At 57.3% G+C, this 26,057-nt stretch carries 18 protein-coding genes; 11 read left to right on the top strand and 7 right to left on the bottom strand.

Annotated elements, in window-relative coordinates:
- Positions 1-173: 173 nt before the first annotated feature.
- Positions 174-11,348 carry a non-ribosomal peptide synthetase gene (locus EBAPG3_RS03365; protein ID WP_085921904.1) on the top strand — a complete coding sequence of 3,725 codons (11,175 nt, stop codon included), beginning with the start codon at positions 174-176 and terminating at the stop codon, positions 11,346-11,348.
- A gap of 10 nt (positions 11,349-11,358) precedes the next feature.
- Positions 11,359-11,991: a class I SAM-dependent methyltransferase gene (locus tag EBAPG3_RS03360; RefSeq protein WP_004178790.1), complete on the top strand. Its 633-nt coding sequence runs from the start codon at positions 11,359-11,361 to the stop codon at positions 11,989-11,991.
- A 39-nt stretch (positions 11,992-12,030) separates the two neighbouring features.
- Here EBAPG3_RS03360 and EBAPG3_RS03355 read toward each other — a convergent pair whose 3' ends face one another.
- The 4 genes from EBAPG3_RS03355 to hda form a co-directional block, all read right to left on the bottom strand.
- A complete protein-coding gene (locus EBAPG3_RS03355; RefSeq protein WP_161493770.1) occupies positions 12,031-12,804 on the bottom strand; it encodes a 4'-phosphopantetheinyl transferase family protein in 774 nt (257 codons plus the stop codon).
- A 62-nt stretch (positions 12,805-12,866) separates the two neighbouring features.
- Positions 12,867-13,847, bottom strand: a complete 981-nt coding sequence (locus EBAPG3_RS03350) for a FecCD family ABC transporter permease (RefSeq protein ID WP_040852641.1) — start codon at positions 13,845-13,847, stop codon at positions 12,867-12,869.
- 96 nt (positions 13,848-13,943) lie between these two features.
- Positions 13,944-14,606 (bottom strand): histidinol-phosphatase, encoded by a 663-nt coding sequence (locus EBAPG3_RS03345; protein WP_004178799.1) that lies wholly within the window; start codon positions 14,604-14,606, stop codon positions 13,944-13,946.
- The gene (gene hda, locus EBAPG3_RS03340; RefSeq protein WP_040852643.1) at positions 14,603-15,286 is read right to left on the bottom strand and encodes a DnaA regulatory inactivator Hda; all 684 of its coding nucleotides are present in this window, start codon (positions 15,284-15,286) and stop codon (positions 14,603-14,605) included. Before hda ends, EBAPG3_RS03345 begins: the two co-directional genes overlap by 4 nt.
- A 114-nt stretch (positions 15,287-15,400) precedes the next feature.
- On the opposite strand from hda, the gene purM reads away from it, so the two are divergent.
- From purM to EBAPG3_RS03315, 5 genes are all read left to right on the top strand, one after another.
- Positions 15,401-16,459: a phosphoribosylformylglycinamidine cyclo-ligase gene (gene purM / locus EBAPG3_RS03335; RefSeq protein WP_004178802.1), complete on the top strand. Its 1,059-nt coding sequence runs from the start codon at positions 15,401-15,403 to the stop codon at positions 16,457-16,459.
- Positions 16,460-16,494: 35 nt separating this feature from the next.
- The gene (gene purN, locus EBAPG3_RS03330; RefSeq protein WP_004178803.1) at positions 16,495-17,130 is read left to right on the top strand and encodes a phosphoribosylglycinamide formyltransferase; all 636 of its coding nucleotides are present in this window, start codon (positions 16,495-16,497) and stop codon (positions 17,128-17,130) included.
- Positions 17,131-17,257: 127 nt separating this feature from the next.
- On the top strand, positions 17,258-18,013 hold the full coding sequence (locus EBAPG3_RS03325; protein WP_004178804.1) for a DUF3108 domain-containing protein: 756 nt from the start codon (positions 17,258-17,260) through the stop codon (positions 18,011-18,013).
- A gap of 202 nt (positions 18,014-18,215) precedes the next feature.
- Complete coding sequence (locus EBAPG3_RS03320; RefSeq protein ID WP_004178805.1) at positions 18,216-19,472, top strand: RsmB/NOP family class I SAM-dependent RNA methyltransferase; 1,257 nt, start codon at positions 18,216-18,218, stop codon at positions 19,470-19,472.
- 63 nt (positions 19,473-19,535) lie between these two features.
- Positions 19,536-20,831 (top strand): mechanosensitive ion channel family protein, encoded by a 1,296-nt coding sequence (locus EBAPG3_RS03315; RefSeq protein WP_004178806.1) that lies wholly within the window; start codon positions 19,536-19,538, stop codon positions 20,829-20,831.
- A gap of 77 nt (positions 20,832-20,908) precedes the next feature.
- Here the strand turns inward: EBAPG3_RS03315 and gloA are convergent, their stop codons facing one another.
- Together gloA and EBAPG3_RS03305 are read right to left on the bottom strand one after the other, a co-directional pair.
- A complete protein-coding gene (gene gloA / locus EBAPG3_RS03310) occupies positions 20,909-21,298 on the bottom strand; it encodes a lactoylglutathione lyase (RefSeq protein ID WP_004178807.1) in 390 nt (129 codons plus the stop codon).
- Positions 21,299-21,487, bottom strand: a complete 189-nt coding sequence (locus EBAPG3_RS03305) for a rubredoxin (RefSeq protein ID WP_040852645.1) — start codon at positions 21,485-21,487, stop codon at positions 21,299-21,301. It abuts the gene before it with no gap.
- A gap of 45 nt (positions 21,488-21,532) precedes the next feature.
- On the opposite strand from EBAPG3_RS03305, the gene thiD reads away from it, so the two are divergent.
- The 3 genes from thiD (at position 21,533) to hemL (ending at position 24,444) form a co-directional block, all read left to right on the top strand.
- Positions 21,533-22,372 carry a bifunctional hydroxymethylpyrimidine kinase/phosphomethylpyrimidine kinase gene (thiD, locus tag EBAPG3_RS03300; protein WP_004178810.1) on the top strand — a complete coding sequence of 280 codons (840 nt, stop codon included), beginning with the start codon at positions 21,533-21,535 and terminating at the stop codon, positions 22,370-22,372.
- Positions 22,369-23,007 (top strand): thiamine phosphate synthase, encoded by a 639-nt coding sequence (gene thiE / locus EBAPG3_RS03295; protein ID WP_040852648.1) that lies wholly within the window; start codon positions 22,369-22,371, stop codon positions 23,005-23,007. The genes thiD and thiE overlap by 4 nt, the downstream gene beginning before the upstream one ends.
- Before the next feature lie 153 nt (positions 23,008-23,160).
- Entirely contained in the window at positions 23,161-24,444 is a 1,284-nt protein-coding gene (gene hemL, locus EBAPG3_RS03290; RefSeq protein ID WP_004178814.1) for a glutamate-1-semialdehyde 2,1-aminomutase, read from the top strand.
- A 72-nt stretch (positions 24,445-24,516) separates the two neighbouring features.
- On the opposite strand, the gene EBAPG3_RS03285 is transcribed toward hemL, so the two are convergent.
- Complete coding sequence (locus EBAPG3_RS03285) at positions 24,517-25,179, bottom strand: c-type cytochrome (protein ID WP_004178816.1); 663 nt, start codon at positions 25,177-25,179, stop codon at positions 24,517-24,519.
- A 94-nt stretch (positions 25,180-25,273) separates the two neighbouring features.
- Between EBAPG3_RS03285 and EBAPG3_RS03280 the strand changes: the two genes are divergently transcribed.
- Complete coding sequence (locus EBAPG3_RS03280; protein WP_004178818.1) at positions 25,274-25,906, top strand: hypothetical protein; 633 nt, start codon at positions 25,274-25,276, stop codon at positions 25,904-25,906.
- Positions 25,907-26,057: the final 151 nt, after the last annotated feature.

Below are 26,057 nucleotides of genomic sequence, written 5' to 3'. Positions count from 1 at the left end.
TGGCTGAATCCTTTATCCCTGAAGGCGGTCGGTCAGGGGCTTGGTTGCTGCTTGCAATGTCTTGCCTGCACCCCGAGACGGCGTACTTCACCTCGTCCAAACACTCGATCCGGGTTGAAATCTCCCTGGAACTGGCCTAAGTTTAAATCAGCCTTTTAATCCGGGTTTGATTTATGGCGAGGAGAAATACTGTTCCTTACAGCACGAGAGCAATCGACGGCGAAGCATACGATACACGCACGGGACTAGGGCACGATGCCGAGGGAACGGTCGTGATCGAAGACGCCATGGAACCGTCTCGATCGGCTGACAGCGAAGCGTTCCTCTTTCCCACGTCCTTTGCCCAGCAACGGCTCTGGTTTTTCGAGCAGTTGTATCCGGGCAGCCCGGTGTACCACTTGAGCACGGTGCTGCCATTCGATGGCCCCCTGGACCGCGAGGCACTGGAAGACAGCCTGGGCGACCTGCTCGACCGCCACGAGGCGCTGCGCACCACCTTCACCGCCCTCGACGGCGTGCCGGTGCAGCTCGTTACGCCAGGCTTGCGCATCGACTTGCCGCTGGTGGATGTCAGCCAGCCGGCGGCCGGATGTCTGCAACGCGCCCGCGCCGCCGCCAGCGCCGCCCTGGCCGCGCCCTTCGATCTTGTGAACGGCCCGCTGCTGCGCGCCAGCTTGTTGCGGCTCGAGACGGATTATCATTGGCTGGTGCTGGTGTTCCATCATATCGTGGCCGATGGCTGGTCGCTGGAGATCCTGCATCGCGATCTGCGCGCGCTCTATGCCGGCAGGGTCAGCGGTGAGCCGCCCCGGCTGCCGGCGCTGCCGATCCAGTACGCCGATTTTGCCTGCTGGCAGCGGCGCATTCTGCAGGGCGAACGGTTGAATTCTTTATTCGCCTACTGGCAAAAGCAACTGGAGGATGCGCCGGTGCAGCTTTCCCTGCCCACCGACCGGCCGCGCCCGGCCCAGTCCAGCTATCGCGGCGGACGTTGCGGGGTGTGGCTGAATGCAGCCCTGACCGCACGCTTGCGCGCACTCGGGCAAGCGCAGGGCGCCACCTTGTTCATGACGCTCCTGGCCGCCTTTGGCGCTCTGCTGGCGCGCTACAGCGGGCAGTCCGACCTGGTGATCGGCACGCCTATCGCCAACCGCACCCGCAGCGAGCTGGAGGGATTGATCGGGTTTTTCGTCAACACGCTCGCCTTGCGCCTCGATCTTTCGGGCGACCCCTCCTTTGCCGCCCTGCTCGAGCGGGTGCGCACCGTGGCGGCCGAGGCGTATGCGCATCAGGACATGCCTTTCGAGATGCTGGTGGCCAGGCTCGCTCCCGCGCGCCATCTCAGCCAGGCACCCCTCTTTCAGGTGATGTTCGCGCTGCAAAACGTTCCCTCTCCAGAACAGGACGAGGAAACAGGGGAGGTAGAGGCACCCCCCAACCGCAACCGGGACGAATCCGCGACAGCCAAGTTCGATCTTCTGCTTTCCCTGGTGGATGACGGGCGCCGGGTGACCGGGTATTTTGAATATAGCGCCGATCTTTTCGATTCCGCTACCATCAGTCGGATGGCGGGTCATTTCGAGACGCTGCTGGCGGCCGCCGCCACTGATCCGGCATGCCACTTCGCCAGCCTGCCCATTCTCACCGAGGCCGAGCGAGCGCAGCTTTTGTTCGAATGGAATGCCACGCGGAGCAAATATCCCCGGGAATCATGTATCCAGGAATTATTCGAACAGCGGGTAGCGGCATGTCCGGATGCAGTCGCCCTGGTCCTGCAGGATTACCACCTCACCTATGGTGAGCTCAATGCCCGCGCCAACCAGCTCGCGCACCGCCTGCGCGGGCTTGGCGTGGGTCCCGAGGCTTTGGTTGGGGTCTGTATTGAACGCTCCTTTGATCTCATCATCGGCCTGCTCGGCATTCTCAAAGCCGGGGGAGCCTATCTGGCGATGGACCCCGGCGACCCGCCCGCCAGGCTATCGGCAATGGTAAGCGACGCGAAACCAGCGGTATTGCTGACCCACCGCCAATTTCTCGGAATACTGCCCGGCGAGGCTGCAAAGCTGGTTTGTATTGATGATGCGCGCGAGGAAATCGGGCGCGAGTCCACGGATAATCCTGCAAGTGGAGTCATGGCGGACAACCTCGCCTATGTCTGCTACACGTCGGGATCAACCGGCGTCCCCAAGGGGGTGGCGGTCGTGCAACGCGCCGTGGTGCGGCTGATAAAGGAAGCCGGCTACGCGACATTCACGTCCGATGACGTGTTCCTTCAGTTCGCGCCGATAGCGTTCGACGCTTCAACATTCGAGATCTGGGGGGGCCTGCTTAGTGGCGGACAACTGGTGATCATGCCCCCCATGGCACCGTCGCTCGAAGAACTCGCCGATGTGATAGAGCAACACCGGATCAGTACGCTCTGGTTGACGACAGGGCTCTTTCACCAGATGGTCGACAGCCATTGCGAACGCCTGGGTGGTGTGCGCCAGCTCCTTACAGGCGGCGACGTGTTGTCGCCGGACTACATCCGCAAGATGCGTGAGCGACATCCGCAATGTGTGCTGATTGCCGCTTATGGCCCCACTGAGAACACCACATTCACCTCCTGCTATCGCGTGCCTCCCGCGGAGAAAATCCACAGTCCCATTCCCATTGGCCGGCCGATTGCGAATACCGAAATCTATGTGCTTGACGACCGGCTTCAGCCGGTACCCATCGGGGTAGCGGGAGAACTCTATATCGGCGGCGAGGGCCTGGCACGCGGCTACCTCCACCAGCCGGAACTCACTGCCGAGCGATTCATTCCCCATCCTTTCCGCGCCGGTGCACGCGTATACCGCACCGGAGATTGGGTACGCTATCTTCCCGACGCCAATCTGGAATTTCTCGGGCGGCGCGATCAGCAGGTCAAGGTGCGCGGATTCCGCGTCGAACTGGGCGAGGTGGAAGCGGCGCTGCGCGGATACCCCGGCGTGCGCGAGGCAGTGGCAACCGTGCGCGAAGACACGCCCGGTGACAAGCGCCTGGCCGCTTATGTGGTAGCGGATAAAGCACCTTCGGCGAGCGAGTGGCGGAGCTTCCTGCAGGCACGCCTGCCGGACTACATGGTGCCCTCGGCATTCGTGGCATTGCCAGCCTTGCCGCTGACCGCCAACGGTAAGATCGACCGGGCGGCCCTGCCGGTGCCCGCTATGGCAAGGGAAGCCGAAGCAGCGGTGCCGCGCACCGAAGACGAGCAGCGGCTGGCCGAGATATTCGCCCAGGTGCTGCGGCTTGACCAGGTCGGTGTCCACGATAACTTCTTCGAACTGGGCGGGGACTCGATTCTGGCGATCCAGATTGTCGCCCGCGCACGTGGCAGGGGGCTGCGCTTCACACCCCGCCAGCTTTTCGAGCGGCCCACCATCGCCGGATTGCTGACCGTTGCAAATACCGGCTCCATCGCGGCGGAGCAGGGAATAGTGACCGGAACCGCGCCCCTCACACCAATTCAACACTGGTTCTTTGAACAGGAACTGGCTGATCCGCAACATTACAATCAGGTAGTGCTGCTGGCGGTCTCGCGGGACATCGATGACAATCGCTGGATACGCGTTTTTGACCAGCTTCTGGCCCACCATGACGCATTGCGGCTGCGCTTTTTTCGTACCGGCGATGGATGGATCCAGATGCTTGCCGATCCGGGCTCGGTGACGCCTTACCGCCGCATCGACCTGTCCGGGGTTGCCCGATCGCAGCGCATGGCGGCCGTAGCGGAGCAAGCAGCGCAGGTGCAAGCGAGCCTCGATCTTTCCCGTGGACCCCTCCTGCGCGCCGTGCTATTCGATTTCGGTGAAGGGGAAGAAGCTTCCTTGCTGATCGTGATCCATCATCTGGCGGTTGATGGGGTTTCATGGCGCATCCTGCTCGAGGATCTGGATACCGCCAATGCCCGGATGGACCATCCGGCCGCCCTGCCGCCGAAGACCACGGCTTTCACCTCCTGGGCTGGTAAATTGGCGGCCCACGCAAACTCGGCAGATATCATGGGGGAGGCGAGATACTGGCTCGCGGCGTTGCCCATGCAGGCGACGCCCTTACCCAGGGATTTGCCGGCGCCGCTGGAGGCCAACACCGCCGGATCAAGCCACACCGTTGTGGTTTCTCTCAGCACCGAAGAAACCGCGCGCCTGCTGAGGGACATCGCACGGACTCATCGCGCCCGCATTGATGAGATATTGCTTACCGCCGTGGGGCTTGCCCTTGCCCGGTGGATCGGGGTGGGTGAGACGCTGGTGGACGTGGAAGGCCACGGGCGGGAAACCCTTTTCGATGACGTCGATTTATCCCGGACCGTCGGCTGGTTTACGACGATCTTTCCGGTAGCTCTTGATGTCAGGGGTTGCGCCAACCCCGGGGCGGCGCTGCGGCGAATCAAGGAAAAGCTGCGTGCGATTCCCCATCGCGGCATCGGTTATGGTCTCCTGCGGTACATGAGCAGGAGTGAGGCGGGAGACCGTCTGAAAGCGCTCCCGCAAGCACAAATGAGCTTCAATTACCTCGGGCAATTCGAGCATTCCGCCGATCCGGGGGCCGATGGGAACGATGCGCGAGGGCCGGCCTTCAGCGAGCGCGACCGGCGGCGCTATCTTATCGACGTCAATGGGGGCGTTTTCTCCGACCGGCTGCACCTCTCCTGGATTTACAGCGAGGCGATACATCGCCGCGCCACCATCGAAACACTGGCGGGGGCATTCCTGGAAGAATTGCGCGGAATAATCGCCTATAGCCCTTCCGCCAGGGATATGGGGTTCTCGCCGGCGGACTTTCCGCTTTCGAATCTTGACCAGGTGCAGATGGACGAACTCTTGCGCGACAATCCCGATCTCGATGACATCTATCCCCTGTCGCCGATGCAGGAAGGAATGCTTTTCCACACTCTCCTCGATCCGGATTCCGGAATCTACATCGAGCAACTCCACCATTCCTTCGCAAGCGATATCGACATCGAAGCATTCGAGCGTAGCTGGTGGTGCGTGGTCATGCGCCATCCGGCATTGCGGACAACGTTCCACTGGAACGGCCTCGATTCGCCTCTGCAAGTCGTCCATCGCGAAGCGAAATTGAATTGCGTCCGCCTTGACTGGCGTGGATCTTCCCAGTTGAAGCAACGACTCGACGATTTTCTTGACGCCGATCGGAAGCAGGGTTTCGATCTTTCGAAAGCGCCGCCCATGCGAATTTTTCTGATCCGAACCGGCGACAATCAGTTTGAGTTCGTCTGGAGCCATCACCATGCACTCCTTGACGGATGGAGCGTGCCGATTCTCTTCTCGGAACTGGGAGATTTCTACGACGCGATCCAGCGTGGCGTCCGCCATGAGCCGCCGCCGCCGCGCCCTTACCGGGACTATATCGCCTGGTTGCGCGAGCAGGACCGGAATGCCGCCCAGGCTTACTGGAAGCAGGCACTCCAAGGATTTTTTGCCGCCACGCCGCTGGTGGTGGACCGGCCGCAACCGGGAGCGGGAAAAGCAGGGGAAGCCGGGGAACATGGGGAACGATATATCCGTATGTCGATCGCTTCCACCGTCACGCTGGAAACTTTCGCGCGTACGCACCAACTCACGCTCAATACGCTGGTTCAGGCGGCCTGGGCGCTGCTCCTGAGCCGCTACAGCGGTGAAACCGATATCGTGTTCGGCGTCATCGTATCGGGGCGTCCGGCAGCGATTGCCGGTGTCGAATCGACGCTGGGGCTTTTCATCAATGCGTTGCCGTTACGTATTTCCGTGCCGGGAGATGTCCCGCTCGTTGACTGGCTGAAGGATCTGCAAGCCCGTCAGCTCAAGGACAGGGAATATGAATACAGCTCGCTCGCGGAAGTGCAACGCTTGAGCGAAGTGCCCGCCGGACAGCCGCTGTTCGAAAGCCTGCTGGTTTTTCAGAACTATCCCCGTCGCGAACCCGTGAAAGGAAGAAAAACCGCCAGCGCAACCGGGTCCGTGGAACGCACCAGTTACCCCCTGACGGCAATCGCGGCACCGGGCGAGGAACTCATGCTCAGGCTTCTATACAATCGCGCGCGTTTCGACGATGCCACCATCATGCGCATGCTCGATCACTGGCGTACGCTGCTGGAAGCAATAATGGCGAACCCTGCCGGGTGTCTCGCGGACCTTTCGCTGCTCACGGCCGCCGAGCGGCGGCAATTCGCGGAGTGGAACCGCACCCGGCGCGAATATCCGCGCGACCACTGTATTCACGAACTCTTTCTGGAACAGGCGGCACGCACGCCCGATGCGGTGGCGCTTGTCCATGGCACCATCCGGTTCACTTATCGCGAAATCGGTGATCGTGCCCGCATGATTGCCAGCCATTTGCGCCACCTCGGCGTGCATCCGGATACACCGGTGGCGCTCTGTCTTGAGCGTTCGCCGGAGATGGTGAGCGGGGTACTTGCCGTTCTCATTGCCGGCGGTGCCTGCGTGCCGCTCGATCCGGCATACCCGCGAGATCGGTTGACCTTCATGCTGCAAGACAGCGGTGCACTTTTACTGCTAACTCAGCGTGCGCTACTTGAGCGGCTGCCCGCCCATCGCGCGCTGTGCCTGGACGAGCCGCTTCCACCACTGCCGGACACCACGCAGCATGCCGTGCCAAAACCGGAAAATCTAGCCTACATTATTTATACTTCGGGGTCGACCGGCAAGCCGAAGGGAGTGGCTCTGCCACATCGGACACTCGTTAATCTGACAGCCTGGCAGCATGGAGAACTCGGTCCGGGGGGCAACACGCTGCAATTTGCACCATTGAGCTTCGACGTCTCGTTTCAGGAGATTTTCTCGACCCTTTGTGACGGCGCGACACTCATCCTGGCCCCCGAAACATTGCGGCAAGATCCGGTGGGGTTATGGCGGCTGATCGGCGAACAACAGGTCAACAGGTTATATCTTCCCTTCGTTGCATTACAGCAACTGGCAGAAGCTGCCGTCCACATCGAGCCGCTCCCGGCAACCTTGCGAGAAATTATCACTGCCGGGGAGCAGCTGCAGGTCACCCCTCAGATCCGCAACCTGTTCAGGAACCTCCCCGGATGCCAATTGCACAATCATTATGGTCCATCGGAAACCCATGTGGTCACCGCTTACACGCTTGCAGGTCCGCCCAGCGGCTGGCCCCTTCTGCCCGCCATCGGCCATCCGATTGCCAATACGTGCATTCACCTGTTTGATCCCGGCCAGCGCCTCGTCCCCATTGGTGTGCCGGGAGAGATGTATATCGGCGGGGACAGCCTCGCGCGGGGCTATCTCAACCGGGATGAACTGACCGCCGAAAAATTCGTTGCCGACCCTGATTATCCAGATGCACGCCTTTATCGAACCGGTGATCTTGCCCGCTATCTTCCAGGTGGCGATATCGAGTTTCTTGGCCGTCTCGACCACCAGGTCAAGATTCGCGGTTTTCGGGTTGAGCCAGGCGAGGTGGAAGCGGTGCTCGCGAGCCATCCAGCGGTGCGTGAGGCCGTCGTGATGGCGCGCGAGGATGAACCAGGCGACCGCCGACTGGCCGCATATTTGGTGGCCCGGACGGAGACACCGCCTGCGGCTGGCGATCTGCGCCGGTTTCTACTCGAGCGGCTGCCGGAGTATCTGGTGCCCCCGGCTTATATCTTTCTCGGCAGTCTCCCCCTCACACCGAGCGGCAAGGTCGACCGGCGAGCACTTCCGGCCCCGGATCGCTCACGCCCGGACCTCGGATGCGCCGCCATTCTCCCGCGTACGGACGACGAAACACGGATTGCGCAAGTGTGGGCACAGGTTCTCGGTCTCGACGCTGTCGGAGTGGAGGATAATTTCTTTGAACTGGGTGGGCACTCATTGCTGGCAACGCGCGTAATCTCGCGGATTCGGGACACTTTCCGCATCGAAGTCCCATTGCGCCAGCTTTTCGAGTCCCCGACGGTTGCCGGTCTCGCGCGTGCCATAGGTGGGAAAACAGGCGAGGCTACTGCCGAGCCGGCTATTCTGGCCGGGCTGCGGACGGATCCCTGCCCGCTATCTTTTGCCCAGCAACGGCTCTGGTTTTTCGAGCAGTTGTATCCGGGCAGCCCGGTGTACCACTTGAGCACGGTGCTGCCCTTCGATGGCCCCCTGGACCGCGAGGCACTGGAAGACAGCCTGGGCGACCTGCTCGACCGCCACGAGGCGCTGCGCACCACCTTCACCGCCCTCGACGGCGTGCCGGTGCAGCTCGTTACGCCAGGCTTGCGCATCGACTTGCCGCTGGTGGATGTCAGCCAGCCGGCGGCCGGATGTCTGCAACGCGCCCGCGCCGCCGCCAGCGCCGCCCTGGCCGCGCCCTTCGATCTTGTGAACGGCCCGCTGCTGCGCGCCAGCTTGTTGCGGCTCGAGACGGATTATCATTGGCTGGTGCTGGTGTTCCATCATATCGTGGCCGATGGCTGGTCGCTGGAGATCCTGCATCGCGATCTGCGCGCGCTCTATGCCGGCAGGGTCAGCGGTGAGCCGCCCCGGCTGCCGGCGCTGCCGATCCAGTACGCCGATTTTGCCTGCTGGCAGCGGCGCATCCTGCAGGGCGAACGGCTGAATTCTTTATTCGCCTACTGGCAAAAGCAACTAGAGGATGCGCCGGTGCAGCTTTCCCTGCCCACCGACCGGCCGCGCCCGGCCCAGTCCAGCTATCGTGGCGGACGTTGCGGGGTGTGGCTGAATGCAGCCCTGACCGCGCGCTTGCGCGCACTCGGGCAAGCGCAGGGCGCCACCTTGTTCATGACGCTCCTGGCCGCCTTTGGCGCTCTGCTGGCGCGTTACAGCGGACAGTCCGACCTGGTGATCGGCACGCCTATCGCCAACCGCACCCGCAGCGAACTGGAGGGATTGATCGGGTTTTTCGTCAACACGCTCGCCTTGCGCCTCGATCTTTCAGGCGACCCCTCCTTTGCCGCCCTGCTCGAGCGGGTGCGCACCGTGGCGGCCGAGGCGTATGCGCATCAGGACATGCCTTTCGAGATGCTGGTGGCCAGGCTCGCTCCCGCGCGCCATCTCAGCCAGGCACCCCTCTTTCAGGTGATGTTCAATCTGCTGAATATCGATGGACGACTCCCCGGCGATGCAGCGCAATCGCCGGATGCCGGGCCGGATGCCGAACGGGATGGCGACTCTGGTGAACCGGTCGAGCCCGAAGAACCGGAAGAATCGGCAAAATTTGACCTCACGCTTTATGCCATTGAATATGATAGGACCATCCGGCTCCATGCCGTGTATGCGCGAGATCTTTTTGAGTCTGGAACCGTGAGACGCATACTCGACCACTTCACAATGCTCCTGGAAGCAATAGCTACCCATCCTGACGTACCACTCTCGCATTTGCGCCTCACTCATCAAATACCATCCGGAAAAAACAGGGTCGCGCCTGCGACCTCTTTTAACGAATTCACCAAGCAAGCGGTCGAGCAATCGATAGGGAGCCGTTTTCGCGAGCAGGCGGAGCGCTATCCCGATCGCGTTGCCATCCGGATAAAAAACGAGCAATGGACTTATAAGCAGCTGGAAGCGCTTTCCAACCGGATTGCCAATGCGATTCTCTCCTTGCGTGGCGAAAGCGTGGAGCGCATTGCCCTGTTCTTCCGCCACGACGCATCCATGATCGCCGCCATGATTGGCATGCTGAAGGCCGGCAAAACCTACGTTCCTCTTGATCGCGCTCATCCACCTGACCGGACTGAGCGGATTATCGACAGTTCCGGGGCGGCCGCGGTCCTGACCGATATCGACGGTTTTTCCACAGAACATGCGCAGGTGATCCGGCTTGGCGAGACCGAACGCTTCGAGACAAGCCCGCCACCTTCCGTGTCTCCCGGCGCTATCGCCTACATCCTCTATACCTCGGGATCCACGGGGGAACCGAAGGGTGTCGTGCAGACTCACCGCAACGTTCTTGGGCATGTTCGGGCCTATAGCAATAACCTGCATCTATGCGCCAATGACCGGCTGACATTTGTCTCTTCGTACGGCGTGGATGCTGCGGTTCAGGACATATTCGGTGCCCTGCTCAACGGCGCGGCGGTTTATCCCATTTCGGTACGGGAGAATGGCTTGCAGGCACTCGTCGATTGCCTGGTGGAACAAGAAATTACGGTTTTTCATTGCGCGCCGACTCTATTTCGCCATCTCATCCATGCATTGCCTGGTGCGCTGCTGCCCAATTCAGCGCCTGGAATCGCGCATCTGGAGAAAATCCGCCTTGTCGCGCTCGGAGGCGAAGCCGTGTATCGGCGCGATGTCGATCTTTTTCGCGCCCATTTTTCTCCGGATTGCCTGCTGGTCAATGGTTTCGGCCTGACTGAATCGACCATGGCGTTACAATATTTTATTGATGGTGGAATCACGCTGATGCGCGACGCTGTCCCCATCGGCTACCCGGTCGACGGCGTCGAGCTTTTATTGCTGGGCGACACCGGAGAACCGGTGGACGTCTACTGCCCGGGGGAAATCGTGTTGCGCGGTCCCTCTATCGCCATGGGCTATTGGCGGCAAGGCGAAATTGCGGCATTTCCACCGGATGTCGGAGGAGGGCGGCTTTATCGTACGGGTGACCTCGGCCGCCGGCTTCCGGATGGCAGCATCGAATTCATCGGGCGGCGGGATTTCCAGGTAAAAATCCGGGGCTACCGCGTCGAACCGGGAGAAATTGAAAAACAGCTTCTGGAGTATCCTGGAGTGAGGCAGGCGGTGGTTATCCCACAGGAATACGCCGATGGCCAAAGGCTTGTCGCCTACGTCTCGGCGAGGCCCGACCAGGCTCCGGCGTCCGACGGCTTGCGGCGGCATCTTGACCGCCGATTGCCTGATTATTTGATACCGGCGGTGTTCGTCGTGCTGGAAGAATTGCCGATCACCCCCAGCGGCAAGATTAATCGCCTGGCATTACCGGTGCCGGAAACTTCGGACGACAACTTTGCTCCACCGCGTACCATCGCTGAGACAAAGCTCGCCGCAATCTGGCGGCAGGTACTCGCTATCGAGCACATCGGTGTTCATGATAATTTCTTCTCCATTGGGGGACACTCGCTGTTCGCGACCCAGGTGATCTCCCGGTTACGCGATGAATTCGGGGTCGAACTACCGCTACAGCAGATTTTTGAGAGGCCCACCATCGCCGGCCTGGCGCTGGCCATAGCCGCTGCGCAGGCTGAAAGCACACCGTTGCCAAAGATTGACCCACTGCCGCGCTGGCGGCATCGGGCAACGGTTTCCCCACGCGGGGAGCTTGTATTTTCCAAGGATCTGAAGGCGATGCTGGATCGATTTGCCGCCGCCGGCGGCACGATCGAGGCGCCATATTGAGGAGAGCGCAATGGACGCAATACAGCAACAAGAAAACCCAGAAATAAAGCTCGTCGAAAATAACGAGGAGGTGACGCTTTACATAGACGACGGACAGGCAATGCAAGGATGGGAAAGCGCGCTGATGTGGGAATCCGCCGACATCCTTTGCGGATACGGTTCGGAATTTCTGGAAGTGGGATTGGGTCTGGGCATTTCGGCGTTACGCATTGCCGCCAACCCGGCCACGCGACATCATACCGTCATCGAGAAATTTCCGCGGGTTATCGAGCTTTTTCGCGAACGCAATCCGTCCCCGCCACCAGCGCTGGAGATTGTCCATGCGGATTTTTTCGAGTATATCCAGCGAATAGATCCGGAAAGCCTCGATGGCATCTTCTTCGATCCCTATCTCGTTCCGGTTTCGCTGTGGGACGATGAGGCCTTGTGGATGGAAGTGATGCCGGCCGTGACGCGCGCCCTGCGCAGAGGCGGAGTTTTCATCCCCTGCTTCTCCACGCGCCCGATGCTGCGATGGCAGTTCGTCCACCACTTCGATCGTATCATCGTTGAGCGCCGGTCCTATGCGTCGTATGAGACCACGGATTACGTCAAGAAGGATACCGGCGACGCCTATATCCAGTGCTTCGTTCGAACCCGATGAGAGTCGGCGATACGACAGCTCCAGCGCCAGCTTTCCCACTCAGACTATATGTCGCAGCAACACGCCTGAGTCGTAATCACGCAACTCGACCCGTGTTGATGCAACGTCCACAGCGACGCAGCCCAATACGTTCCGGCGGGGCTCGAAAGGCAGCAGCCGCCATGAACTCAGGTGAGCGTTATCCTCGGAATCGGAGAGAATTTTCGGCTCCCCTCGTTCTGCGAGGCTAATCTCAAAGCTATTCAAGGGCTTTAACAGCCCTCGTCCAAGAGCCTTGATATAAGCTTCCTTGCACGTCCAGAGAGTGAAAAACCGGGTGTCCCGCGTCTGAGCGTCAGCCGCATGCAGCCATGCTTGTTCACCAGCGGTAAAATACGATGAAATCGAAGTAAGCTCAACGGAATTGCGAAGGATCTCAACATCGACTCCGACGTCGGTCCCCCGAGCAATCGCATGGACGATGCAATCGCCGGAATGGGTGACATTGAACCGTATCGAACTAACCGGATGATGGATATGCAATTTTCCGTATCGATCCTGCTTGAACTGAATCTCAGCGGGATCGGCACCCGTATATCGCGCCAGCAAACAACGCAGGGAGGCGCGCGCCAGGATAAAGGGTTCCCGGTCGCGATCAAAATGGAATCGGGCTGCGCGGCATCGTTCCTCCTCATCAAGGATGGATAGGTATTGATCGAGCGGAATCCTCGCCTGCGGTACGGATGTATACCAGAGGTGAACCGTCCCTGCAGGTAATTCAGTGGCTGATGCGGAAGTCATGGAGTGCATGCGATGATATTTCCTGACCTGCAATTTTAATTCCTGGAGTCAGACTTATCGAAGTCTACGGAGCAAGCCGGCGGTCTGCCACAGAACTACGAATGTTTTTTCGACAGCAGCAGCAACAGCATCGGTACGCCCAACAATGCTGTCAACACCCCGACCGGCAATTGCTGGGGCGCCCACAAGGTGCGCGCCAGGGTGTCGGCCAGCGTAAGAAAGCCACCTCCCAACAGCACCGACAAGGGCAACAGCCAACGAAATTCGCTCACCCCCAGGAGGCGGACGGCATGGGGCACGATCAGGCCGACGAACCCGATGGCACCCGCCAGCATCAGCGCCGCCACCGTCGCCACTGACGCGCCAAAGTAAACTCCAACCTGCAAGGGTAGCACGGCTACACCCAGTGTTTTTGCCTTCATCTGGCCAAGGCTCAGAACGTTGAGGCTACCGGAAAATAACAGGCTCAGGGCTGCTACGACGATGAGGGTGATCCATGCAGGCAGCAACTCTTCGGCCCGGGAAACATCGCCCATCAGCCAGAACAGCATCCCTTTTACATCGCTGGCCGGCGCCAGGGTCAGGATCAACGTGGTCAGCGCCGTACAGCCGGCAGACAACACGACCCCTGTCAGAAGCAGCCGGTAAAGATTCCAGTCACCAGCGCGAAAGCTCAGGCCAAACACGATGGCAATCGCGGCCAATGCGCCCGCCAGTGATGTCAGATTGGTCACCAGGAGTCCCCATCCCAGCAGCATGGCGACAAGCGCGCCCACCGCCGCTCCGCCCGATACGCCCAGGATATAGGGATCGGCCAGCGGATTGCGCAATAAAATCTGCAATAGCGCTCCCGCCAGGGCGAGCAGTCCGCCACAGGCAAATGCCGCCAATACGCGCGGCAGGCGCAATTGCCAGACTATTTGATGAGGAACGCTGTCAGCCGGCGAAAACAGTGCCCTGACAATACCGGAAAAAGGAATGTCCACGCTTCCGAATAACATTCCGGTAAACAGGCTGCCGAGCGCAAATACCGAAAACAGAATCAGCAACCGCAAGGAGCGTCTGGCGGAAGTCACGCCGGAACGCGAACACTCAAACCGGGCGAACGCATACGTGCGGCATGGGGAGTTTGCTCCAGCCCCTCCGGCACGCGATAGAACGCTCCCGCAACGTTATCGCAGGCTGATAATGGGCCAGGCATTTTTTTGAGCATAGCCCTTGAGTGTTGCATCGGGGTCCACCGCGACAGGGTGGGTAACCCTATTGAGCAGCGGCAGGTCATTCAGTGAATCGCTGTAAAACCAGCTTTCCAGAAATGACAACCACGTCAGATTGTGCTCATCCAGCCAGCTTTCCAGCCGCGCTATCTTGCCTTCCCTGAAACAGGGCAATCCCGAGACCTGGCCCGTAAATTCGCCATCCTTCTGCTCCGGCTCGGTGGCAATCAGGTTGCTTATCCCCAGTGCCCGCGCGATCGGTGTGGTAACAAAGCGATTGGTGGCGGTGATGATAACGCACAGATCGCCACCCAGCATATGCCCATTAATCAGTTCGAGCGCGCCGGGTGCTATCAATGGCAGAATCCTCTTCTCCATGAATTCGCGATGCCAGGCATCGAGCTGGCTGCGGGGGTGGCGCGACAACGGCTTCAACTGAAAATCAAGGAATTCGTGGATATCGAGCGTGCCGGCCTTGTACTGCTCATAGAATTCCACGTTGCGAGCTTCATACACCTCCCGATCCAGCACGCGCTGCTCGATAAGAAATTGCGCCCATTCAAAATCGCTGTCGCCGACCAGGAGTGTGTTGTCGAGGTCAAACAAGGCAAGTTTCATGATGCCACCTGCAATAATTCGCGTACCAATGGAACAGTGACCTTACGCCGGTTCGCCAGCGAATAGCTGTCAAGCGCATCGAGCATGGCCATCAAGGATGGTAAATCACGCCGTCCATGATGAAGCAGGTAGTCGCACACCTCCTGCGACAGATCAAGGCCCCGGCTGGCGGAATGACTTTTCATGGCTTTTGCTTTTTCCTCGTCGGTCAATTCATGCACCTGATAGACCAGGCCCCATCCCAGGCGGGTAACCAGGTCTTCACGTACTTTCAGTTTCAATTGCGCCGGAGTGGCGGCGCCGCTTACCAGCACGAGCGCGCGGCCCTCGTCGCGAATACAATTATAAAGATTGAACAAGCCAATTTGCGCCTTGGCATTAAGACGATCCACGTCATCCACTATTACGCAATCGGCTTCGCTGCCTGTGATGAAACTGGTATCCGCATCGCAGGCAAAATATGCTGTACTCATTTTATTGCGCATGCACAGTCCCGCCACCCCTTGCAGCAAATGGCTTTTGCCGCATCCTGTCCCTCCCCATAGATAAACAAAATGTTCCCGCTCCAGTCCCGTGAGAATATTACCCAGGGTCTGTAACAGTTCGGCGTTGCGCCCCGGCACGAAATTCGCCAGAGTGGGGAGCGGTGACGGGGCGATGTCGAGCACCAGTTGTTTCATTTATGAACTTTATATAATGCAGATCGCGGAAGTCGGAGGTGTTAAGGGATCATTTACGGTAAAATCGCGCTTCCTGAAAGCGGCACTCTATCTGCAACTGAGCGAGAACTCAACTTGACCTCATCCAATCCCGGAAATCCCGGCGCCATCCAGCTCTCCTACCGCGATGCGGGCGTGGACATTGATGCGGGTGACCGCTTGGTGGAAAATATCAAACCTTTTGCCAAACGTACCATGCGTCCGGAAGTGCTCGCAGGCATAGGCGGCTTTGGAGCACTGTTTGAAATCTCCAGAAATTACCGCAATCCGGTGCTGGTATCGGGTACCGATGGCGTGGGCACCAAATTGAAGCTCGCATTCCAGTTGAACCGGCACGACCGTATCGGGATAGACCTGGTGGCAATGAGCGTCAACGATATTCTGGTGCAGGGAGCGGAACCCTTGTTCTTCCTGGACTACTTCGCCTGCGGCAGATTGGACGTGAACACTGCCACCCAGGTCGTCAAGGGTATCGCGGCGGGTTGCGAACTAGCGGGTTGCGCCTTGATTGGCGGCGAGACCGCCGAAATGCCGGGCATGTATCCGGAGGGCGAGTACGACCTTGCGGGTTTCGCCGTAGGCGTGGTTGAAAAAGATCATATCATCACCGGTTTAACAATCCGGAAAGGTGATGCGGTGCTTGGTTTGGCTTCCAGCGGCGCGCATTCCAATGGTTACTCCCTGATCCGTAAGATCATCGAAAAAAATAACACGGACTTGTCGACCAATTTCGGGGGTCAGGCGTTAATGGATGTAATCATGGCACCGACCCGTATTTATGTGAAGGCGGTGCTCGAATTGATGAAACATTTGCCGGTTAAGGGACTGGCTCACATTACGGGTGGCGGATTGGTGGAAAATGTTCCACGTATCTTGCCCGAAAGTGTCATTGCGGTATTGAAAAAAAACGACTGGGATATCCCTCCGCTTTTTCACTGGCTGCAGGAACAAGGCAACGTCAGTGAAAGTGAAATGCACCGCGTGTTTAATTGCGGCATAGGCATGGTGCTGATCATGGCGCCGGAACTTGCCGATACCGCGATGAAGATATTGCGGTCCGCAGGCGAAACCGTATGGCGTATCGGTACAATCCGGCAACGCGATGCGAGTGAAGCGCAGACGATCATTGAATAACCGGGACAAAGGTTATCTATGATCATGCTGACAAAATGAAGTCCCTTGTTATTCTCATTTCAGGCCGCGGCAGCAACATGGAAGCACTGATCGATGCAAAACTCCCGGCGAGGATAGCCGCTGTTATCAGTAACAAGCCGGATGCAGCGGGGCTGGAAATTGCCAGGGTGCATGGATTTGAAACAAAAGTACTGAATCAGCGGTCTTATCCTGTTCGCGAGGCATTCGATACCGCCTTGGCGGAAATAATCGACGCTTACGAACCGGACCTGATCGCACTCGCCGGTTTCATGCGCATTCTGGGAGATGACTTTGTTAATCGTTATTGTGGAAAGCTGATGAACGTTCACCCTTCATTGCTGCCCGCCTTTCCCGGCCTCGACACCCACGCCCGGGCCCTGAAAGAAGGTGTGAAAATACATGGCTGCACAGTGCATTTTGTAACCTCGCAGGTAGACCATGGCCCGATCATCATTCAGGCAGCGGTCCAGACATTGCCCGGTGACACCGAAGAAACGCTTGCTGCACGCGTACTGCAGCAGGAACACCACATTTACCCCGAAGCGGTACGCTGGTTTATGGAAGGCCGGCTGAAAATCTCCGGCAATCGTGTTGAAGTGAGCAATGCGGTAGCCGACGGTTCAATTCTATATTCACCGGAGTTATCCTAGATCCGGTAGTTGACCGCTCATTTAATAGATCGGTGTTATGATTAATAACAATATTTCGTACTATTTGACGCTCGTTTTCCGGATGAAGCCGCTACGGGGTCCAACTACCGGATTTAGGATTATACAAATGAGACTCTTATCTGTTGCCCTGTCATGCGGACTCAGCTTTTCTGCTTTCTCCGCCTCCTCTGCTCTTGCCGCCGATATTCCCGCTCGCGTCGATATCAGCTACTCGATAACATCCGGCGGCCTGGAAGGAGAAGTGAATGATACGCTGCAAATCAAACGTGAAAACGGCGCGCGCAGCTATGCCATCAGCAGTGAAGCTCGCGCCAAGGGTTTGCTGGCATTGACACAGCCGGATCCCGTCATGCTGGATAGCGCGGGAAGTATCACAGCGGAGGGATCACTGCGCCCCAGCCGTTTTTCCGATCAGCACGGCAAGAAAATACCCAAAGTAGCTATTTTCGATTGGAACAAGAAATTACTGACCCTTCAACATAAACGCGGAGAAGAGCAAAAAGCCCTGCCTGCCAACATCCAGGATAAGCTAAGCCTGCACTACAGCTTCATGTTCGCTCCTGTTTCCGGAAAAGTCGTAGATCTGCATGTCACCGACGGTAAACGGCTCGAATTGGTTCGCTACACTGTCGGCAAGGAAACACTGGATACGCCGATGGGCAAGCTCGAAACCATCGTGCTCACAAAACAGACCGAAGCGGATGGTGAGCGCGACAGAAAAATATGGCTTGCCGTTGACCACCACATGCTCCCGGTACGCATCATTGCCACCGAAAAAATGGGCATTGTGACGGACCAGATGGTCACCAGAATAAGCTATGGAGAACCTGTGAACAGCTTGAAACAGGGACGCCTTCAATAAATCCTGAACCCGGTGGCGGACTTTTTTTGTGCACCATGGCGGTATGATCGACAGCGACCTCTTGTGTTCACTTGGCCTTTTCCTTTAAGGTGGATTCGCGGAAGCTGAATTCAGGATGATTTAAAGCCTGCGAATTTGCCACCCTTCCACGGTTTGGGATGACGTTGTTCCCCCGCCCTTACTTTTTCGGTATCAACAATAGATGCGTCTGACTCCTGCTCATCTGGACATGGCCACCGCCGCGCTGCGTGCCGTGCTGCCACTGGAACACCCTGCAGATTCAATGCTGCGGCATTTTTTCCGCGAGAATCCGGCGCTTGGGGCGAATGACCGGGCATTTATCGCGGAAAGCGTATTTGGCATTTTGCGTCACCGTTTTTTTCTTGAATGCATATCCGGTACTTCCATCCCCCGTTCCCTGTTGCTTGCCTATCTGGCCAGGTTTCAGGGCATGAATTTGCGCGAACTGCTGCCGCTGGTCAGCGAGGTCGAAGCAAAATGGCTTACCGGAATCAAGGCAGTGACCCCGGAATCGCAGCCGCTCGCCATACAGGCCGAATTTCCTGAATGGCTGACGGAGAAGCTGCGTGGATTCATGCCGGATAACGAAATTCTCGATCTGGGACGTTCGCTGCAACGGCCCGCTTCACTTGATTTGCGCGTCAATACGCTGCTTGCCAACCGCGAAGAAGTCCTGGCGTTGCTGAACAAGGACGGAATTGCAGGCAATGCCACGCCGTACTCGCTTGTGGGCATCCGCCTGGCCGGCAAGCCGGCGATCAATCGCCATGAACTGTTCCTCACCGGCAAGGTGGAAGTACAGGATGAAGGCAGCCAACTGTTGGGCTATTTGCTCGCACCAAAGCGCGGCGACATGGTGGTGGATTTCTGCGCAGGAGCAGGGGGCAAAACGCTGATGCTGGGCGCGCTGATGCGCTCACAAGGACGCATCTATGCTTTCGATATTTCCGAAAAGCGGTTGAACAACCTGAAACCGCGCCTCAAGCGTTCCGGTTTATCCAACCTGTATCCGCAGCGTATCGCCAACGAAAATGACATAAAGGTAAAACGTCTCACCGGAAAGATCGACCGGGTACTGGTAGATGCGCCATGCAGCGGACTGGGAACATTACGCCGCAATCCGGATTTGAAATGGCGACAGTCACCGCAGAGCATTGAAGAGCTCAAGCGCAAGCAAGCGGCAATTCTGTCGTCCGCTGCGAACCTGCTCAAGCCCGGCGGCAGGCTCATCTATGCCACCTGCAGCTTTTTGCCGGAGGAAAACCAGGAAATCGTCGAGCGTTTTCTCGCCGGCCACCCCCGGCTGGCGCCGCTTAACTGCGCCGAACTTCTGGCGCAACAAAAAATTCCACTCGACACGGGCGTATACTTGCAGCTATCGCCCGGTTTGCACGGCACGGATGGCTTCTTTGCCGCCGCGATGGAGCTGGTAAAGTAGGAAGATGTCCAATTTGGATCACCGGTCTTCCGCGCAATACCCGGGTTAATTCCGGTCCTGCACATGCAATCCGATAACGAAATCGAAATCCAGAGTCTGCTACGCAGTCTGATCACCGATGTGCAGGAGGGCAGCGTCCTGTGGCAGCTTGCCGTGCTGCTTGCAAGCCTGGGACTGGCATGGCTGCTGCAAAGGCAATTCAGGCAGCGCATGGCACCGGAAGCAGGCGCCAGCCGCACGCTGAATATCAGCATGAGCAGCTTGAGCCGTCTTTTATTTCCCTTGCTGGCACTTGCTCTGGTTATTATCGGGAGGGGGGCGCTCAATCACTGGTATTCCACCCCTCTCCTCAATATTGTTATTCCGCTGTTATTCGCGCTCGCGCTGATTCACGCGGTGGTTTATATGCTGCGCCGGGTTTTTTCCAGTCAGGACTGGTTGCGCACTTGGGAGCGGTTCATCGGCTGGGCGGTGTGGAGTGGACTGGTGCTCCACATAACCGGCCTGTTGCCGGGAATCCTGACTCTCCTCGATGACATTTCCTTCCATATTGGCAAGCAACGTCTCTCAGTGCTGCTGATCACGCAGGGAATTCTCGCATTCACAATCAGCATGCTGTTGGCGCTTTGGCTCGCCAGTTCGCTTGAAGCACGGATCATGCAAGCTGCTGCATTGAATATCAATCAGCGAGTGATCCTGTCAAAAGTTACTCGCACCATGCTGATTCTTTTGGGTGTGCTGGTCGCATTGCCCATGGTCGGGGTCGATATTACCGTCCTGTCGGTATTCGGCGGCGCACTCGGCGTTGGACTGGGATTGGGTCTGCAGAAAATTGCCAGCAACTATATAAGCGGCTTTATCATTCTGCTGGATCACTCTCTGCATATTGGCGATGTCGTAACGGTGGATAACCGCAAAGGCCAGGTAACTTCGCTCACCACAAGGTATGTGGTGCTCAAAATCGAGGACGGTACCGAAGCTCTTATCCCCAATGATACCTTCATCACTTCAACAGTGATCAGTCAGACCTACTCGGACCACCGGCTACGTCTGATTCTTCCGATCCAGATCGGCTACGCAAGCCCGGTTGAAGCGGCCATGAAGATCATGCTGGATGCTGCGAAAAAACAGCAGAATATATTGGCTGATCCAGAACCCGTGGTGGTTCTCAAGGAATTTGCCGACAGCGGAATCAATCTGGAACTGGTTATCTGGGTAGAAGATCCAGAGGGCGGGGCACTCCGCTTACGCTCCAGCCTGAATCTTGAAATCTGGTCGGAATTTAAAAAGCACGGTATCGAAATTCCCTTCCCGCAACGGGAAGTCCGATTGCTACAGCCGGAAAAATTGGAGAATTAGTGACGGGATCTGACTGGTAGGTGCCTTTTCTCGGTCATTCGATTGGCCCATATCCGGAAAGCCATTACCTGGAACGCTTATACTTGCTTTTTCTGGATGAACTCGATCTTGTAGCCGTCAGGGTCCTCGACAAATGCAATCACGGTGGCGCCATGTTTCATCGGCCCTGCTTCCCGTGTAACATTGCCGCCCCGCTTTTTCACTTCCTCGCAAGCCTGGTAAGCATTATCCACTTCGATGGCGATATGTCCGTAGCCGGTGCCCAGGTCATATTTTTTCACATCCCAATTGTGGGTTAATTCCAGTACCGCACCCTCCGCCTCATCCTGATAACCGACAAACGCCAGGGTAAACTTTCCCTCGGGGTAATCCTTCCGCCGCAGTACATTCATTCCCAGCACGCCAGCATAGAAAGCAATGGATTTTTCCAGGTCGCCGACCCGCAGCATGGTATGCAGAATACGCATTTAAATTTCCACCATTTCAAAATCCTCCTTGCGCGCGGCACATTCGGGACAGGTCCAGTTCATCGGGACGTCTTCCCATCGTGTGCCCGGAGGAATACCTTCTTGCGGCGATCCTTCGGCCTCGTCGTATATGAAGCCGCAAATGAGGCACATGTAACAACGGTAAGCGCGAGTTTCGGTAGTAGTCATGATGACAGGGATTTGGGTTAAAATGCCATTTTACGGTATTAGTCCATGTCTCAGCCACCCCCTATAGTACTTTCTTTCGCTGCCAGCGACTCCAGCGGCGGCGCCGGTATCCAGGCCGACATTCTCACTCTTGCCAGCATGGGCTGTCATCCCCTGTCGGTGATTACCGCCATTACGGTGCAGGACACGGCGGGGGTGGATGATGTCATGGCGCTGGATCCGGAATGGGTGGCGGATCAGGCGCGTGCGGTTCTTGAAGACATGCCTGTACATGTCTTCAAGATCGGGATGCTGGGCAGCGTTGAAATTATCACGGCCATTGCCGAAGTGATTTCGGATTATCCCAATATCCCGCTGGTGCTGGATCCAGTGCTTGCCTCAGGCCGCGGTGATGAACTCGCCAGCGAAGATATGCTGGTCGCGATGCGCGAGCTATTGCTTCCCCAGGCGACCATCATCACCCCCAACAGCCTGGAAGCACGGCGACTCGCCCAGGATGACGAGGACGATGATGACATGGAGGACTTGAATCAATGCGCAGGCCGTCTTTTGCAGATGGGCTGCGAATACGTACTCATCACGGGAACTCATGAAAATACGCTACAGGTGGTCAACCATCTGTATGGAAACGATGGCCTCATCCGGTCGGATTCCTGGCATCGCCTGACGGGTTCCTACCATGGCTCGGGCTGCACGCTTGCTTCGGCCATTGCCGCCGCGCTTGCGAACGGCTTGCCCATTGCCGAAGGGGTATATGAGGCGCAGGAATATACCTGGCAGTCGCTTAAAGCGGGTTTCCGTCCAGGAATGGGACAGTATCTGCCCGACCGGCTATTCTGGGCCCGCGATGAAACAGATACCATGGACGAGGACAAGGTGAAATGACACGGCCGGAAGTGAGGGGGCTATACGCAATCACACCGGAAGTGGCCGATACCTCCAGCCTGATCACGATGACAGAACAGGCGCTGACAGGCGGAGCAAGGCTGGTTCAATACCGTAACAAGACAGTGGATGCCACGCTGCGATTGGGACAGGCATTTGCACTTGCACATCTTTGCCGGAAATTGGGCGTACCCTTTATCGTCAACGATCATCTCGACCTGGCCATCGAGGTCGGCGCGGACGGTGTGCATGTAGGGCGGGATGACGCGTCCGTAACCGACGCACGACGCAAGCTGGGGAGAACAAAAATTATTGGGGTTTCCTGTTACAACCGGCTGGAGCTTGCCATCGAAGCCGAGCGTAACGGCGCGGATTATGTCGCATTCGGCGCCTTCTTTGATTCCCCGACCAAACCGGAGGCGGCGGCGGCACCCATGGATCTGCTGGATCATGCAAGGCGGAAACTGCATGTTGCAGTGGTGGCTATCGGGGGTATCACTTCGGATAATGCCGGAGAACTGATAGGCCGGGGCGCCGATGCGGTGGCGGCAAGCAGCGCCCTGTTTGCCACCGGGCACATTCGATCCGCAGCCGAGAATTTTTCCCGGTTATTTCAACCTCGATCCCACGGTTGATCGCTTATTCCCAGACCATTCCACAGTGCGCGCGACCCATCATGACTTATCTCCTCATTTGACATTCCATTCTTCTCCATGAGTTCGCCCTGGCTACGGACTCGGGTTAAATAATGCCTCCGCATTCCATTCCTAATAAACATAGGTTATCAAATGACTTCACGTAATCAGCAATTGTTTGAACTCTCGCAGAAATACATTCCGGGCGGCGTGAATTCGCCTGTACGCGCCTTCAAGTCGGTGGGTGGTACGCCCATATTCTTCCGTAGGGGACAGGGCGCTTACGTGTGGGATGCGGACGATAAAACCTATATAGATTATGTTGGTTCCTGGGGACCGCTGATTCTTGGCCATGCCCATCCTGAAGTGATTAAAGCGGTCCAGGCAGCGGCGCAAGACGGCTTGACTTTCGGCGCACCCACCGAGGCCGAACTCGAAATAGCGCAGTTGCTGTGCACACTGGTTTCATCGATCGAACAGGTAAGACTGGTAAGCTCGGGAACCGAAGCCACCATGAGCGCCATTCGCCTGGCACGCGGGTATACCGGGAGGAATCGCATTATCAAATTCGAAGGTTGTTATCATGGCCATGATGACGCCCTGCTGGTAAAAGCAGGGTCTGGAGCGCTTACCTTCGGTCATCCCAGTTCCGCCGGGGTTCCCGCCGGAACCACCTCCAGTACCGTGGTGCTGGATTACAACGATCTCGCCAGTGTGGAGCAAGCGTTCAGCCAATTTGGGGATGAAATCGCCGCTGTCATCGTGGAGCCCGTGGCGGGCAACATGAATCTGGTGGCGCCTAAATCCGGCTTCTTGCCTGCCCTGCGCGAGTTATGCACACAACATGGCAGCGTGCTTATCTTTGATGAGGTGATGACAGGCTTTCGTGTTGGATTGGAATGTGCCCAGGGGCTCTATCGCATCAAACCCGATCTTACCACGCTCGGCAAGGTGATCGGGGGCGGCATGCCGATGGCTGCTTTTGGCGGCAGACGCGACATTATGCAGTGCCTGGCCCCGCTGGGACCTGTGTATCAGGCCGGTACGCTTTCCGGCAACCCTGTCGCAGTGGCTGCGGGTCTTGCCACGCTGAAGCAGGTGCAAATACCGGGATTCTACGAAAACCTCGCTGCCAGGACCCGGCAACTTGTTGAGGGCCTGGCCGCGGCCGCGAAAAAACACGCTATCCCCTTTTGCGCCCAAGCGGTGGGGGGTATGTTTGGCCTTTATTTCCGGGAAAACCTGCCGGCAAGCTATGCTGAAGTGATGGAATGCAACAGGGAATCTTTTAACCGCTTTTTTCATGCCATGCTGCAAGAGGGGATTTACTTCGCACCGTCGGCATTCGAAGCCGGCTTCGTTTCGACAGCACATGGTGAGGCCGAAATCAGTAAAACCCTGGATGCGGCTGACCGGGTATTCGGTACGCTGAAATAAAGAAATAAAACGGCTCGATCAACCTGGATCGAGCCGTTTTATATTGATTGGCGCTATTTCAAATTCGGGGACTTAACGCAAACCGGAAATAAACTCCGATACCGCCTGTATTTCCCTTTCACTCATGCGAGAAGCAATCATGTGCATCTCATGGTTGGGATCCTTGGTACGCTGGTCCGTCCGGAACGCTCGCAATTGCGCCGCAGTATATTCGGAATGCTGCCCGGCAAGGCGTGGATAATTAGGCGGAATGCCAACACCGTTGGGAGAATGGCAACTCGCGCAGGCAGGCAGGCCGGACTCCAGATTTCCGCCACGGTATATCTTCTCGCCCTGTTGCGCCATTGATTTATCCTTGGCCCCACCCGATCTCGAAGTTTGCTGGGCATAATAAGCGCCGAGATTCTTCATATCCTCCGCAGAGAGTGTCGCTACCATGGCACCCATAACCGGGCTTTCGCGCTCAGCGGGTTTACCATCCTGGGCCTTGAAATTCTCCAGTTGCTTGGTGATATACTCGGCATGCTGGCCGGCCAAGCTTGGATTTGTGGGGATTACACTGTTACCGTCGGGATTGTGACAAGCCGCACAAACTTGTGTGGCGATTTGCTGGCCTTTGGCTGCGTCGCCCTTGCTCTTATGGGCTTCGGGAGTAGTTTCAGCGAAAATTTGAGGGGATAGCGCCAGTGCAGCAAAGAGTAGCACCACATTCGAAACCGATTTCATGCCATGCATTTCATGACGCTCCGGGAAAGATAAATATAACCATGCTATTAACATTGTATTTTAACAAGGTGAAAGCCGGTTAACAACAACAAACCGCCAACAAATGAAAACATTATTTTTTCTGTTGTTGTTTGTCAATGTTGCTTTCGCATTCTATATTCAGGCGCCGGGACTCTTTTCCGGAAATGACGTACCACCATTGCCGACACTCCAGCCGGAAAGAATCAAACCGTTAGCCGCAGCCGCCAACTGCCTGGAATGGGGTTCTTTTTTTGAGACAGATCTGGAGCAGGTCGAAGCTGCCATAGCCAGGCAAGAGCTGAAGGATCGGGTAAGCCGGCAATCAGCGGGCAAGACTCCGGCTTATTGGATACACATCCCTCCGCTCAGGAGTAAATACCACGCGATAAAGAAGATGGGGGAGCTTAGGAGGTTGAAGATAACCGCTTTTTCTCATGTTCAAGACGATAGCAAATGGAATAACGCCATTTCCATGGGTTTTTTCCATAACATCGATGAGGCCCAGAATATGATGGCATCACTCAGAAGCAAAGGCGTAAGATCGGCGGTTATCGGAGCACGCAACCTGGAGCAGATAAAATTCACGGTGCAGGCGCCATCGGACGACATTACCGGCAGGATGACGGAGCTGGAGCGCGAATTCCCCGGCAGCGAGTTGAAGACGACCCAATGCGCTGTATCGAAGCAAGAGCTGACGGATACTAATGATAAATAAGATCAGTTGTTTACGCTAACATGTCAGATTTTCTTCATCATCACGCGTAACCCATGGAATCTCGAGTCCACCCTGAAGCATGTCACCGGAAACTTGGGTAACATGTTGAGGGGCTGCCAAAGAAGGCCCCCGGAATGAGTCCGGGACGGGT

Source organism: Nitrosospira lacus (assembly GCF_000355765.4).
Taxonomy (GTDB): Bacteria; Pseudomonadota; Gammaproteobacteria; order Burkholderiales; family Nitrosomonadaceae; genus Nitrosospira; species Nitrosospira lacus.
The sequence above is the reverse complement of the archived record's forward strand: the minus strand, read 5'-3'. Positions and strand labels throughout refer to the sequence as shown.

Excerpts from the sequence above, each read along its gene's own strand:
- hda (WP_040852643.1), bottom strand. The coding sequence starts at position 15,286 with ATGAAACAACTGGTGCTCGACATCGCCCCGTCACCGCTCCCCACTCTG.
- EBAPG3_RS03315 (WP_004178806.1), top strand. The coding sequence starts at position 19,536 with ATGCAATCCGATAACGAAATCGAAATCCAGAGTCTGCTACGCAGTCTG.
- hemL (WP_004178814.1), top strand. The coding sequence starts at position 23,161 with ATGACTTCACGTAATCAGCAATTGTTTGAACTCTCGCAGAAATACATT.
- thiD (WP_004178810.1), top strand. The coding sequence starts at position 21,533 with ATGTCTCAGCCACCCCCTATAGTACTTTCTTTCGCTGCCAGCGACTCC.
- EBAPG3_RS03285 (WP_004178816.1), bottom strand. The coding sequence starts at position 25,179 with ATGCATGGCATGAAATCGGTTTCGAATGTGGTGCTACTCTTTGCTGCA.
- purN (WP_004178803.1), top strand. The coding sequence starts at position 16,495 with ATGAAGTCCCTTGTTATTCTCATTTCAGGCCGCGGCAGCAACATGGAA.
- EBAPG3_RS03325 (WP_004178804.1), top strand. The coding sequence starts at position 17,258 with ATGAGACTCTTATCTGTTGCCCTGTCATGCGGACTCAGCTTTTCTGCT.
- EBAPG3_RS03365 (WP_085921904.1), top strand. The coding sequence starts at position 174 with ATGGCGAGGAGAAATACTGTTCCTTACAGCACGAGAGCAATCGACGGC.
- EBAPG3_RS03345 (WP_004178799.1), bottom strand. The coding sequence starts at position 14,606 with ATGAAACTTGCCTTGTTTGACCTCGACAACACACTCCTGGTCGGCGAC.
- gloA (WP_004178807.1), bottom strand. The coding sequence starts at position 21,298 with ATGCGTATTCTGCATACCATGCTGCGGGTCGGCGACCTGGAAAAATCC.
- EBAPG3_RS03280 (WP_004178818.1), top strand. The coding sequence starts at position 25,274 with ATGAAAACATTATTTTTTCTGTTGTTGTTTGTCAATGTTGCTTTCGCA.
- EBAPG3_RS03320 (WP_004178805.1), top strand. The coding sequence starts at position 18,216 with ATGCGTCTGACTCCTGCTCATCTGGACATGGCCACCGCCGCGCTGCGT.
- EBAPG3_RS03360 (WP_004178790.1), top strand. The coding sequence starts at position 11,359 with ATGGACGCAATACAGCAACAAGAAAACCCAGAAATAAAGCTCGTCGAA.
- EBAPG3_RS03305 (WP_040852645.1), bottom strand. The coding sequence starts at position 21,487 with ATGACTACTACCGAAACTCGCGCTTACCGTTGTTACATGTGCCTCATT.
- thiE (WP_040852648.1), top strand. The coding sequence starts at position 22,369 with ATGACACGGCCGGAAGTGAGGGGGCTATACGCAATCACACCGGAAGTG.